At 50.3% G+C, this 12,520-nt stretch carries 17 protein-coding genes; all 17 read right to left on the bottom strand.

Translation table 11 applies throughout. The features are described from left to right. Nucleotides 1-9: 9 nt before the first annotated feature. The 17 genes from rplN to argC all read right to left on the bottom strand — a co-directional run bounded on the left by rplN (nucleotide 10) and on the right by argC (nucleotide 12,464). Nucleotides 10-378 carry a 50S ribosomal protein L14 gene (rplN, locus tag CBP31_RS08870; RefSeq protein ID WP_087036464.1) on the bottom strand — a complete coding sequence of 123 codons (369 nt, stop codon included), beginning with the start codon at nucleotides 376-378 and terminating at the stop codon, nucleotides 10-12. Between the two features lie 165 nt (nucleotides 379-543). Then, nucleotides 544-804 (bottom strand): 30S ribosomal protein S17, encoded by a 261-nt coding sequence (gene rpsQ, locus CBP31_RS08865; protein ID WP_087036462.1) that lies wholly within the window; start codon nucleotides 802-804, stop codon nucleotides 544-546. A gap of 1 nt (nucleotide 805) precedes the next feature. Then, a complete protein-coding gene (rpmC, locus tag CBP31_RS08860; RefSeq protein WP_087036459.1) occupies nucleotides 806-997 on the bottom strand; it encodes a 50S ribosomal protein L29 in 192 nt (63 codons plus the stop codon). Further along, the gene (rplP, locus tag CBP31_RS08855; RefSeq protein WP_086964535.1) at nucleotides 997-1,410 is read right to left on the bottom strand and encodes a 50S ribosomal protein L16; all 414 of its coding nucleotides are present in this window, start codon (nucleotides 1,408-1,410) and stop codon (nucleotides 997-999) included. Before rplP ends, rpmC begins: the two co-directional genes overlap by 1 nt. Nucleotides 1,411-1,422: 12 nt before the next feature. After that, a complete protein-coding gene (gene rpsC / locus CBP31_RS08850; RefSeq protein WP_087036457.1) occupies nucleotides 1,423-2,112 on the bottom strand; it encodes a 30S ribosomal protein S3 in 690 nt (229 codons plus the stop codon). 17 nt (nucleotides 2,113-2,129) lie between these two features. Then, nucleotides 2,130-2,462: a 50S ribosomal protein L22 gene (gene rplV, locus CBP31_RS08845; RefSeq protein ID WP_086964533.1), complete on the bottom strand. Its 333-nt coding sequence runs from the start codon at nucleotides 2,460-2,462 to the stop codon at nucleotides 2,130-2,132. Nucleotides 2,463-2,472: 10 nt separating this feature from the next. After that, entirely contained in the window at nucleotides 2,473-2,751 is a 279-nt protein-coding gene (gene rpsS, locus CBP31_RS08840; protein ID WP_086964532.1) for a 30S ribosomal protein S19, read from the bottom strand. Nucleotides 2,752-2,772: 21 nt separating this feature from the next. Next, nucleotides 2,773-3,597, bottom strand: coding sequence for a 50S ribosomal protein L2 (gene rplB / locus CBP31_RS08835; RefSeq protein ID WP_087036454.1), 825 nt, complete (start codon nucleotides 3,595-3,597; stop codon nucleotides 2,773-2,775). Between the two features lie 17 nt (nucleotides 3,598-3,614). Then, the gene (gene rplW, locus CBP31_RS08830) at nucleotides 3,615-3,917 is read right to left on the bottom strand and encodes a 50S ribosomal protein L23 (protein WP_087036452.1); all 303 of its coding nucleotides are present in this window, start codon (nucleotides 3,915-3,917) and stop codon (nucleotides 3,615-3,617) included. Further along, the gene (rplD, locus tag CBP31_RS08825; RefSeq protein WP_087036450.1) at nucleotides 3,914-4,519 is read right to left on the bottom strand and encodes a 50S ribosomal protein L4; all 606 of its coding nucleotides are present in this window, start codon (nucleotides 4,517-4,519) and stop codon (nucleotides 3,914-3,916) included. Before rplD ends, rplW begins: the two co-directional genes overlap by 4 nt. A gap of 17 nt (nucleotides 4,520-4,536) precedes the next feature. After that, nucleotides 4,537-5,175: a 50S ribosomal protein L3 gene (rplC, locus tag CBP31_RS08820; RefSeq protein WP_087036447.1), complete on the bottom strand. Its 639-nt coding sequence runs from the start codon at nucleotides 5,173-5,175 to the stop codon at nucleotides 4,537-4,539. A gap of 17 nt (nucleotides 5,176-5,192) precedes the next feature. Further along, a complete protein-coding gene (rpsJ, locus tag CBP31_RS08815; protein WP_086964527.1) occupies nucleotides 5,193-5,504 on the bottom strand; it encodes a 30S ribosomal protein S10 in 312 nt (103 codons plus the stop codon). A 694-nt stretch (nucleotides 5,505-6,198) separates the two neighbouring features. Beyond that, nucleotides 6,199-8,064 carry an argininosuccinate lyase gene (gene argH, locus CBP31_RS08810; protein ID WP_087036445.1) on the bottom strand — a complete coding sequence of 622 codons (1,866 nt, stop codon included), beginning with the start codon at nucleotides 8,062-8,064 and terminating at the stop codon, nucleotides 6,199-6,201. Nucleotides 8,065-8,498: 434 nt separating this feature from the next. Continuing rightward, a complete protein-coding gene (locus CBP31_RS08805) occupies nucleotides 8,499-9,710 on the bottom strand; it encodes an argininosuccinate synthase (RefSeq protein WP_087036442.1) in 1,212 nt (403 codons plus the stop codon). Beyond that, nucleotides 9,710-10,627, bottom strand: coding sequence for an ornithine carbamoyltransferase (locus CBP31_RS08800; RefSeq protein ID WP_087036439.1), 918 nt, complete (start codon nucleotides 10,625-10,627; stop codon nucleotides 9,710-9,712). Before CBP31_RS08800 ends, CBP31_RS08805 begins: the two co-directional genes overlap by 1 nt. A 28-nt stretch (nucleotides 10,628-10,655) precedes the next feature. Further along, a complete protein-coding gene (gene argB, locus CBP31_RS08795) occupies nucleotides 10,656-11,444 on the bottom strand; it encodes an acetylglutamate kinase (protein ID WP_087036436.1) in 789 nt (262 codons plus the stop codon). A 6-nt stretch (nucleotides 11,445-11,450) separates the two neighbouring features. Beyond that, on the bottom strand, nucleotides 11,451-12,464 hold the full coding sequence (gene argC / locus CBP31_RS08790; RefSeq protein ID WP_087036434.1) for an N-acetyl-gamma-glutamyl-phosphate reductase: 1,014 nt from the start codon (nucleotides 12,462-12,464) through the stop codon (nucleotides 11,451-11,453). Between the last annotated feature and the right edge of the window lie 56 nt (nucleotides 12,465-12,520).

The following is a 12,520-nucleotide window of genomic DNA, read 5'->3' as shown; positions in this document are numbered from 1 at the left end:
GTTGACTCCTTACAGTACTTCAGGTGCCAGTGAAACAATCTTCATGAACTTCTCATTGCGAAGTTCGCGCGTCACAGGCCCAAAAATACGAGTTCCGATCGGCTGTTGATTGCTATTTAAAATCACGGCCGCGTTGCGGTCGAAACGGATGACTGAGCCGTCCGGACGACGAACGCCTTTCCGAGTGCGTACGACCACCGCGTTCATTACATCACCTTTTTTTACTTTACCGCGAGGAATTGCTTCCTTAACAGTAACTTTGATGATGTCGCCGATTCCGGCGTAGCGGCGGTGCGAGCCACCCAGGACCTTAATACACATTACGCTACGCGCACCGGAGTTGTCGGCCACGTCCAGCATACTTTGCATTTGGATCATGTTAGTGCTCCGCTAAAGTGATTACTTTATTAAAACCCCTTTCGGGATATAGGCTGCCTTTCGCAGGCGCAGCATTATAGCACTGCAAATTCTGAAAAAGGAAGTATAAAAAACAAACGGCCCCAAATTAGGGCCGTTTGACCGTACAAAAATTACCAAACCGTCTTAGGCTTTAACCGGACGCTCAATAATTTTTACTAAAGTCCAAGACTTAGTCTTAGACAACGGACGACATTCGCGAACACTCACGACGTCACCGGTAGAACATTCATTGTTTTCATCGTGCACGTGCAGCTTAGTAGTGCGCTTCAAATACTTCCCGTAGATCGGGTGTTTTACGAAACGGCTGATAGCTACTACGATGGATTTCTCCATCTTGTCGCTAACTACTACGCCTTGCACGGTACGAACGTTAGATTCGCTCATCTTACGCCCCTGCCTTTTGATTCAAAACAGTTTTTACACGTGCGATATCGCGACGTACAATTTTAATGTTGTGAGTCTGTTCCAGTTGACCGGTGCTTGCTTGGATACGCATTTTGAATTGCGCATGCAGCAAAGCTAACAGTTCCTGGTTCAGTTCTTCAACACTCTTTTCACGCAGATCTTGTGCTTTCATCACATCACCGTCCGAGTTACGAAAGTGGTCCTAACTGGCAACTTAGCCGCCGCCAGTGCAAAGGCTTCACGAGCCAGTGACTCAGGTACACCGTCCATCTCATACAGAACGCGACCAGGCTGGATCTGGGCTACCCAGTACTCCACGTTACCCTTACCCTTACCCATACGAACTTCGAGGGGCTTTTCGGTAATAGGCTTGTCTGGGAAAATACGGATCCAGATTTTGCCTTGACGCTTAACGTGACGAGTCATAGCACGACGTGCTGCTTCGATTTGACGAGCAGTGATACGTCCGCGAGTAGTCGCCTTAAGACCAAAGGTACCGAAAGAAATCAGGTTACCCGTGGTTGCCACGCCGCGGTTGCGGCCTTTGTGGACTTTACGGAATTTCGTACGTTTTGGTTGCAACATTTCCGAGTCTCCTTACTTACCGCGGCCTTTGCGCTTAGGTTTGGATGGAGCCTGCTCTTCAACGACTGGTAGGCCGCCGAGAACTTCACCTTTAAATATCCAAACCTTTACGCCGATGATGCCGTAAGTGGTAGCTGCTTCAGAAGTTGCGTAGTCGATATCGGCACGCAGGGTGTGCAATGGCACACGACCTTCACGGTACCATTCGGTACGCGCGATTTCAGCGCCGCCTAAACGACCACTAACTTCCACCTTAATGCCTTTGGAACCGATACGCATTGCGTTCTGTACCGCACGCTTCATAGCACGACGGAACATGACGCGGCGCTCGAGTTGAGAAGCGATTGAATCCGCTACCAACTGACCATCCAGCTCAGGTTTACGCACTTCGGAAATATTAATCTGTGCAGGAACACCGGCCAATTTGGCGATGTGCTTGCGCAGTTTTTCCACGTCTTCACCTTTCTTACCGATGACCACGCCTGGACGAGCAGTGTGAATAGTCACACGGATGCTCTTCGCAGGACGCTCGATCACGATACGAGACAGTGATGCGTTCTTCAGTTCCTCTTTGAGGTACTGACGAACTTGAAAATCGCTGTATAAGTTATCAGCAAAGTCCTTTGTATTCGCAAACCAGGTCGAATTAAAAGGCTTGGTAATCCCTAAGCGAATTCCGTTTGGGTGTACTTTCTGGCCCATTGCTATCTCCTAGCCTCTTAGCGGTCGGACACAACCACAGTGATGTGGCTGGTACGCTTCATGATACGGTCCGCGCGGCCTTTAGCCCGTGGACGAATACGCTTCATGGTTGGACCTTCGTCAACGAAGATCTTAGCCACTGTCAGCTCATCGATATCCGCACCTTCATTGTGCTCGGCATTAGCAATGGCAGATTCAAGTACTTTCTTAACCAGAACGGCAGCCTTTTTAGGGCTGAAAGCCAGGACATTCAGAGCCTTGTCTACGGATAGACCACGGACTTGATCGGCTACCAGGCGCGCCTTCTGGGCAGAAGTACGAGCAAAGCGGTGTTTAGCTATAGCTTCCATCTTTTACCCCTTAACGCTTCTTGGCCTTCTTATCTGCGACATGGCCGCGATAAGTACGAGTCGGTGCAAATTCGCCTAACTTGTGGCCGATCATTTCTTCTGAAACGAATACGGGCACATGTTGACGACCATTATGGACAGCGATGGTCAAACCGATCATGTTCGGAATGATCATTGAACGACGGGACCAAGTCTTAATTGGTTTCTTTTCCCCGCTTTCCACCGCTTTCTCTACCTTCTTCAGCAAGTGCAGGTCTATGAAAGGACCTTTCTTGAGAGAACGTGGCATGGCGATACCTCTAAATAACGATTACTTGTTACGATGACGTACTACTAACGGCTCAGTACGCTTATTTTTACGGGTTTTGGCACCCTTAGTCGGTTTACCCCAAGGAGTAACCGGATGACGACCGCCAGAACTGCGACCTTCACCACCACCGTGTGGGTGGTCTATTGGGTTCATCGCCACACCACGAGTCTGTGGGCGAATACCACGCCAGCGCGAAGCACCAGCTTTACCCAGCTGACGCAACATGTGCTCAGCATTACCTACTTCACCCAGAGTTGCACGGCACTCAGCCAGTACTTTACGTACTTCGCCAGAACGCAGACGCAGGGTTACGTAGTTTCCATCACGCGCCAGGATCTGGGCAGATGTACCAGCAGAACGTGCAATTTGCGCGCCCTTGCCAGGCTTCATCTCGATGGCATGCACGGTGCTACCCACTGGGATGTTGCGCATCGGCAAGCAGTTACCTGCTTTGATCGGTGCAGCATCGCCAGACAGGATTTGGTCGCCAGCATGAACACCCTTAGGTGCCAAGATGTAACGACGCTCACCATCTGCAAACAACAGCAAAGCCAGGTTAGCTGTACGGTTAGGGTCATACTCTAAACGTTCAACTTTAGCTGGGATACCGTCTTTGTTGCGTTTGAAGTCAACTAAACGATAGTGCTGCTTATGACCACCGCCAATGTGGCGAGAGGTAGTACGGCCAGCGTTGTTACGACCACCAGTTCTGGTTTTCTTTTCCAGCAGGGCGGCGAACGGCTTGCCTTTGTACAATTCCGGGTTGCTGATCTGAACTACATGACGGCGACCCGGAGAAGTAGGCTTACACTTAATAACTGCCATTTTAACTTGCTCCTTTCTTACTCGGCGCCGCCGATGAAGTCGATGTCTTGACCTTCTTTCAGGGTCACGTAGGCTTTCTTCCAATCGGAACGACGGCCTGTGCGGTTACCGGTGCGTTTGGTTTTACCCTTCACCACTAACGAGCGAACATCTTTAACTTCAACTTCGAACAGCTTCTCGACCGCAGCTTTTACTTCAGCTTTGGTAGCATCCAGTGCAACCTTGAACACGATAGTGTTCGTTCTTTCGGCAACCATGGTGCTTTTTTCAGAGACATGCGGCGCCCTCAGAACTTTTAAAATACGCTCTTCACGGATCATGCCAGCATCTCCTCGATTTGCTTAACTGCGTCAGCAGTTACCAATACTTTGTCGAAAGCGATCAAAGAAACTGGGTCGATACCGGCTACATCACGCACGTCTACCTTGTACAGGTTACGAGCGGCGAGGAACAAGTTCTCGTCAACTTCAGCAGTGATGATCAGAACATCAGTCAGATCCCACTCTTTCAATTTGACCAGCAGTTCTTTAGTTTTAGGCGCTTCCACACCGAACTTCTCAACCACTATCAGACGCTCTTGACGTACCAGCTCAGACAGAATGCTTCTGATTGCGCCGCGGTACATCTTCTTATTGACCTTTTGGCTGTGATCTTGCGGTTTTGCTGCAAAAGTCACACCACCGCCACGCCATATAGGAGAGCGAATGGTACCGGCACGGGCCCGGCCAGTGCCCTTTTGGCGCCACGGCTTCTTGCCGCCGCCAGACACTTCGGAACGGGTCTTCTGAGCACGAGTACCTTGACGAGCACCTGCTGCATAGGCTACTACAACCTGATGCACCAGAGCTTCGTTGAACTCACGCCCGAAGGTAGTTTCGGAAACTTCAAGAGCGGCTTGCGCGTCTTTCATTACCAATTCCATGACTATCTCCTCAGACGTTACGATTTAACGGCAGGTTTAACGATCACGCTGCCGTTAGTCGCACCTGGTACTGCACCTTTAATGAGCAGTAAGTTACGATCAACATCAACGCGAACAACTTCTAGGTTTTGCGTAGTAACACGCTCTGCACCCATGTGTCCGGCCATTTTCTTGCCTTTGAACACTTTACCTGGTGATTGGTTTTGACCAATTGAACCAGGAACACGGTGTGACAGAGAGTTACCATGGGTAGCGTCCTGCATGCTGAAGTTCCAGCGCTTAACAGTACCTGCAAAACCCTTACCTTTAGAAGTGCCAGTAACGTCTACTTTTTTAACATCGTTGAAGATGTCAACATTCAGCTGAGTACCAACTTCGATACCTTCGCCTTCACCTGAACCCAGGCGGAATTCCCACAGACCGCGGCCCGCTTCCACGCCAGCTTTAGCGAATAAACCCGCTTGTGGCTTGGTGACACGAATCGCTTTCTTGACGCCAGTTGTCACCTGAATAGCTTGGTAGCCATCCGATTCCAGTGTTTTCACCTGGGTAACACGGTTGGCATCTATTTCGATAACGGTAACTGGGATGGACACACCGTCTTCAGTGAAGACGCGGGTCATACCTAGCTTACGACCAACTAGACCGATTGCCATTATTAACCTCTCCGTTGTTAGCCCAGGCTGATCTGGACGTCAACGCCAGCAGCCAGATCCAGTCTCATCAATGCGTCAACTGTTTTATCAGTTGGCTCGACGATGTCGACCAAACGCTTGTGAGTACGAATTTCATACTGATCACGTGCATCTTTATTCACGTGTGGAGATGTCAGTACGGTGAAGCGCTCTTTGCGAGTAGGCAATGGAATAGGACCACGTACCTGGGCGCCAGTGCGCTTAGCAGTTTCTACGATTTCCGCAGTAGACTGATCGATCAGACGGTGATCGAACGCCTTCAGGCGGATACGAATTCTTTGGTTCTGCATTACCAGAGCTCCAATTGGATAAAGAACATAAATTAGCACCGCCTGCTCTTTCATATGAAAAAGGGGGTGTAATTTAACAACGATGCCACCCAAATCGGGGGCTTGTAAGGTTAAGAGCTCAAAGAGCAATTAACGGAGCCATATCGGCTCGCTTATCTACGTATGAATTAATAGCAGAAGCTAAATAGTTCCGTACCAAGCGAGCGCTATTATACCTATCTGAAGAGCGTGCACAAGTGACTATGGGTTATTTTTCACCAGTTTCTTTTGGGTGGTGAAGGACAGCGCCGATCGCCCGGCACCAAGCGCCCAAAAAGACGGTGTTTTGTAGATACTGCTTCAGCTGTGCCCACATGGTGCAGCAAAACTATTGCTTTGCGGTAGTCGCGCGCTTTGAGCGCCGAAATCCGGCAACGTTGGATCTGATGCAGATGTTCATCCCGTTACGGTTGGTGATTTAAATATACGGTGGCACGGGAAAGGTCGGAGCAAAGATGTTGCTACGCAACATTGCGCAGCTAAAGCATCGCCTACAGCAGACATCGCAAAGCTAAGCTTTCCTGCACTAGGCCGATGTTGGCGCGGCCCAAAGGGCCATATCTCACGCAAAAAAATACCGGGCAAGCCCGGTATTTTCGCGATGTGCAGATTTAAGGGTTCCAGGCTTTACACCTACCCCCTCACTCCTCACGCATTACTTGCGCAAGCTTGCCTTATCTTTCAGCAAAATTTCCAGTGCTACTTCATCACAGGCGTGCTGACGAGGACACATGTCGCAGTCTTTCATCACTTTCTCGGGCAACATTGACTTACTGGTCATGGTAAAGCCCTGCTTCATAAAGAACTCAGGTACCCGCGTTAACACGATAACCTTATCAATAGACAGGTCTTCGGCTTTTTGCAGCACTTTCTCTACCAAAGCTCGGCCTTGACCCTGATTCTGAAAGCCTGGCTCTACGCCCAGCGAGCGCACTTCGGCAAGACCTGTGTCGTAAACATATAAAGACGCACAGCCGCTGATCTGGCCTTGTACTTCGGTTACCGCGAACTCCCCTACTGCTTTGACCAAATCTTTACGGTCGCGGGGCAAGTTCTCACCCACGTTGGCCCAGTAGTTTACCAAGCGCTCTATGGCATCTAAGTCGGTTAAGCGGGCGCTGCGCACATTAATGCCAGAGCTGTCACGCTGGGTCAGACGACGCTCAGCACTGGTCAGCGCAAACTCCACTTGATCCGGCGCTACGCCACCTAAGGCACAACGGCTGGCAAGACTAGACTCTAATGACAGCTTGCCAAATACATCGTCTTCAATAAGCGGGCTAAACTCTTTAAAGTCCGCCAATGGTAATTCTTCCATCGGCAGCTTCTTAGCAATGGCATGTACCACGATTGCACCTACTATGTGGTGTGCTTCACGGAACGGAATGCCTTTATTCACTAAGTAATCGGCCATTTCGGTGGCGTTAGAATAACCGCCCTGGGCCGCTTCACGGGTTTTGTCTTCGTTGAGCTTAATGTCGTGCAATACCATCTCGGCCATTTCTAAACAGTCATGCCAAGTATCGAGCGCATCAAACAGCCCTTCTTTGTCTTCTTGCATATCTTTGTTATACGCCAAAGGCAGTGCTTTAAGGGTCATCATCATGCCGGCATAGGCACCGAATACCCGGCCGGTCTTACCACGGATCAGCTCTAGTGCATCAGGGTTTTTCTTTTGCGGCATCAGTGAAGAGCCAGAAGTGACACGATCGGATAATTCGATAAAGCCAGACTCGCCGGAATTGTAGAAGATCAAGTCTTCGGCAAAGCGTGATAAGTGCATCATGGAGTTAGCGGCACAGTTCATCAGCTCTAATACATGGTCGCGATCTGACACTGAATCCAAGCTATTGCGAGTTGGAGATGAGAAGCCTAATGAATGGGCTAATTCATGACGGTCAATCGGGAAGCCAGTACCGGCCAAGGCGCCACTGCCCAGCGGACAAGTGTCCATGCGCTTTTGGGCATCTTGCAGACGGGTGAAGTCACGCTCCAGCATTTCCACGTAAGCTAAGCACCAATGGGCAAAAGTCACCGGCTGAGCACGCTGTAAGTGCGTATAACCTGGCAACACGGTCGCTTGCTGCTGACGTGCTACGGTAACCAATTGCTTTTGCAGCTCGTCAATTTTAGCCAGCAAAGGGGGCACTTGCTGTTTACACCATAACTTAAGATCGGTGGCGACTTGGTCATTACGACTACGGCCGGTGTGCAGCTTCTTACCTAAGTCGCCCACTACACTGATCAGCTGACCTTCCACCCAAGAGTGAATGTCTTCGGCATCAGATTGCAAAATCTGGCTGGGGTCTTGCATCACCTGTAGTTTCAGATCATTTAAGGCCAGCTCAATTTTTTGTTGCTCGTCTGTGGTTAATACACCGGCTTTGCACAGGGCACTAGACCAAGCGATAGAGCCGACAATGTCTTGCTCCGCCAAGCGGTAATCGAAACGCAGTGAATCATTAAACTGCTGAAATTTGGCATCTGCCGCCTGACTGAAACGCCCACCCCAAAGTGCCATAACCGCTGTACTCCTTAACGACATTACTAAAATATGATTGTTAGCCACACCTAATGCTGCCGGCGGACTGCTTGTGGTTCGAGATTATACTTAAAACAAAGCGGGAAGCGGTAAGCTTTAAGCTGAGAGCTAAAGAAAACACCAAAACCAATCGTAGATACTCGATTAAACGTCAAGCTGTACGCCGCTCTGCGCTCTGTTGTGGTACGTCCTTATTCCGTCTTTGCGAGCGTAGCGCGGCAATCCATACTACAGCGGCGCGGTACATAACCATGGATTGCCGCGTCGCTGCACTCCTCGCAATGACGACGGGGCTTGGCTCTGGCTTCTGTTTTTCTCTTTAACTTACAGCTTACGACTTCAAGCTTTAGCTCAAAAAACACTTTGCTCAAAAAACAAAGGGGGCCTAAGCCCCCTTTTATTTTTAGTGAAACTTACTTCTTCAGGTTGTTCAGCGCTTTGATGCGGCTGGCCAACGAGTACAAACGGATAAAGCCTTCAGCATGGCTTTGGTCGTACACTTCGTCTTCACCGAAGGTAGCGAACTCTTCAGAGTACAAGCTATTAGGAGAAGACTTCTGAATTGCCGTTACCTGACCTTTGTACAACTTAATTACTACTTCACCGGATACGTCTTCAGCAATGGCATTAGCAGACGCTAACAGTGCCTTGCATAAAGGAGTGAACCAACGGCCGTCGTATACCAAGTGGGAGAACTCAGCACCCACACGCTCACGCCAGGCGCGAGTCGGCTTATCTAATACCAGTTCTTCAATGGCGCGCAGTGCCGCCATCATCACGGTACCACCTGGAGTTTCGTAGCAACCGCGCGACTTCATGCCCACCAAACGGTTTTCTACGATATCTACGCGACCCACGCCATGCTTAGCCGCACGGTCGTTCAGCTCAACCAGCAAGTTGTACGGGGTCATTTCTACGCCGTCCAACGCAGTAATGCGGCCTTCAACTACGGTCAAAGATAAAGTCTCGGCTTTATCAGGAGCTTGCTCTGGGGACACAGTCCAAGTCCAGGCTTGCTCAGATGGCTCGTTCCAGGTGCTTTCTAATTCGCCACCTTCAGTAGAGATATGGAAGGCGTTGGCGTCACGAGAATAGATCTTAGTGGCACTGGCGGTAGTCTTGATATTGCGCTCAGCCAAATAATCCAACAAGTCTTCACGGCTCTTCATGTCCCAGATACGCCAAGGGGCAATAATGGCCAACTGAGGAGCTAATGCAGCAACTGCACCTTCAAAGCGTACTTGGTCGTTACCTTTACCGGTACAACCGTGGGCAATGGCTTCTGCACCTTCGGCCAGTGCCGCTTCGGCCATGGCTTTAGCGATAATCGGACGCGCCATAGAAGTACCCAGTAAATAAGTACCTTCGTAAATAGCGCCGCTTTTCAGCGTCGGATACACATAGTCGTTTACGAACTCGTCTTTCAAGTCAGCAACGATGCACTTTACTGCGCCTGACTCTAAAGCCTTGGCTTCAATGCCGTCCAGCTCGTCTGCGCCTTGGCCTACGTCACCTACGAAGGCAATAATCTCACAACCTTCATAGTTTTCTTTCAACCATGGAATGATGGCAGAAGTGTCTAAACCGCCTGAGTAGGCCAGCAGAATTTTTTTGAATTGGCTCATTAGTGCGTATCCCTGTTAATCAATGTCAGCAGCACGGCATTTTGCACATGCATGCGATTTTCAGCTTGGTCGAGGATAAAGGAGGACGGACCGTCCATTACCTCAGAAGTTATTTCTAATTCACGGTGCGCAGGCTGGCAATGCAATACCTGTTTGGCGCCGGTTTTATCGAGCAGGGCCTGATTGATCTGATAAGGCATGAACACTTCCGCTACTTGCTCTAACGGGGTTTCATCACCCATAGACACCCAAGTATCGGTATAGAGCACGTCGATGTCGGTAATGTCATCCAGACTATCGGCGACCTGCACCTTACCACCACTGATGGCAGCCAGCGCTTCGGCTTCTTTTAATACTTGGGCATCTACGTTGCGGCCACGGGGGCAAACCGAACTGACGGTCGCACCTAAAATAGCACCGGTCAGCAGCAGTGAGTTGGTCACGTTATTACCATCGCCCACGTAGGCCAGATGTACCTTGCTCAAATCATCATGGTGCTCGGCAATGGTCATAAAGTCTGCCAATGCCTGACACGGATGATACAGGTTACATAAGGAATTGATTACTGGAACTTGTGCATATTTTGCCATTTCGACCAGCGTTTGATGGTCGTAAACTCGCGCCACTATTGCTTGGCACCAGCGAGATAAGTTAGCGGCAAAGTCTTTAACGGTTTCGCGGCTGCCCATGGCGCCATTTTGGCTGTCTAAATAGACCGCATGACCGCCCAAGCGATTAATACCGATATCCAGCGTGACGCGAGTACGCAATGAGGGTTTCTCAAACAAGGTCACTACGCTTTTGCCTTTGAGCTCCTCCGCATACTTGGCGGGATTCGCTTTTAAGTCTTTGGCCAATGCTAAAATGTCTTCTATTTGCTGCTTGCTGTAATCTTTTAGGCTTAATAAATGCTGCATCTTCTCTTCCTTAGTTTGAGATAGGTCTTTAATGCGAAATCCGAGTGCCAAACTCTGACTCACCTGCCAGCAGCGACAATAATTGTTCCGGACTACGCCAGCTGCCCACGGCAACCGGTTTACCCAAAGTTTTAGTGGCTTGCAGTGCGGCTTTCACCTTTACCGCCATGCCATCTTTGATCACCCCTTGTTGCATCAGCTCCAAGGCGCGAGTCTCGGTCAGTGAATTAATCAACTGACGCTCACCGTCAAGAATGCCACTCACATCCGACAGCATCACTAAATCTGCATCCAGCACTTCGGCAATGGCAGTGGCCGCTTGATCCGCATTTACGTTCATCAACTGACCGTCAGCGGTAATACCAATAGAGCTGATCACCGGCATAAAGCCTGCATTTAAGAGCGTGCTAATTAAGGTAGCGTCACCGCCGTCTACCTTGCCGACCGAACCCAGCTCAGGATCCAGCTGGCTAACGCGGCATAAGCCGCCATCACCTAAGCACAAACCCACCGCACTAATATTGTGGGCGATGGCTTGCGCCAGCAGCAGCTTATTAGCCGTACCGGCCAAGGCGCCGGCGATCACTGGAATATGCTCCAATGGCGTGACCCGCAGGCCATCTTTCTTGGTCGATGTTAGACCCATGGCCGCCAGTTGGTTATCGACCAACACGCCGCCGCCGTGCACTAATACCAATGGCCGTTTTACTTGCTCAATAAACGAATTCAAGGTGGTAAATAACGCCGCCAAGGCATCGTTACTTTCTAGTAGGGTGCCGCCGAGCTTAATAATTAACGGGCTAGTTTGCGTGGTCATCAAAGCTTACTCCTGCACCAAACCCGCCAACGGCGAGAATCCTTGGTGAATATTAATACATTGAATAGCCTGACTGGCCGCGCCCTTTAACAGGTTGTCGATGGCCGACACCACTATTAGTTGGTTGCCGTCACGAGCCCAGTGCAGGTCGCAAAATGGCGTGCCCGCTACATCATTGATCTGTGGCCATTGATCCGTGATACGCACGATCTTCTGACCGTCGTAGGCGCTGTGATATGCGCTAGCGATTTGCTCATCGGTCACGTCATCATTTAGCTCTACATAAATAGTGGCCAAAATACCGCGATTAAAGTTACCCAAATGCGGCTGAAAGACCACCTGATTGCTCAGATGATGACTGATCTCTGGCTGATGACGATGATTGAGCACGCCATAAGGCTTAAAGCTCACTTCACAAAAGCTGGTCGCGAGGCTCGCCTTGCGTCCCGCACCGGTGACACCGGAAACGGCACTGATAATCGGCTTACGTCCGGCGGCCATCAGGCCAGCTGTTTGTAACGGCTTTAAGGCGGTAAGAGAAGCCGTGGGATAACAGCCGGGTACGGCAATTAATTGTGCTTGCTTAATCGCGTCTTGATTCCATTCGGCTAAGCCATAAGCCGCCTTGCTGAGCCAGTCGCCAAACTGGTGAGTAAAACCATAAAAGCGCTGATAAAAGTCGTCACCGGGCACACGAAAGGCACCGGATAAATCAAAAACCGGCAGGCCCTTAGCTAAAAAGCCGGGCGCTAAGTCATGGCTCACTTCGTGGGCGGTAGCCAACAGCACTAGGTCGGCGTCAGCATAAATACGGCTCAGCGCATCATCATCGAGCGGCAGTACTGGCGCATCAATCACACCGCGCCAGCGCGGGTACAAGCTGGCAAAGGGTTTATGAGCGTCTAAGCTACCTTCAGAAACATAAAGGCCGGCGAGCGTCAGGTTAGGATGTGCATGGATTAAACCGGCCAGTTCGGCTCCGGTGTATCCGCTAGCACCAATAATTGCAGCTTTTAACATGGGGCAGGTCCGTCTATTTAAATTTTGGCTGGATAAGGGTTCAGGCGTCAGCCTAG

Source organism: Oceanisphaera profunda (assembly GCF_002157895.1).
GTDB classification, from domain to species: Bacteria; Pseudomonadota; Gammaproteobacteria; order Enterobacterales; family Aeromonadaceae; genus Oceanimonas; species Oceanimonas profunda.
Note: the sequence above shows the minus strand (reverse complement) of the source record. Positions and strands in the feature narration are given on the sequence as shown.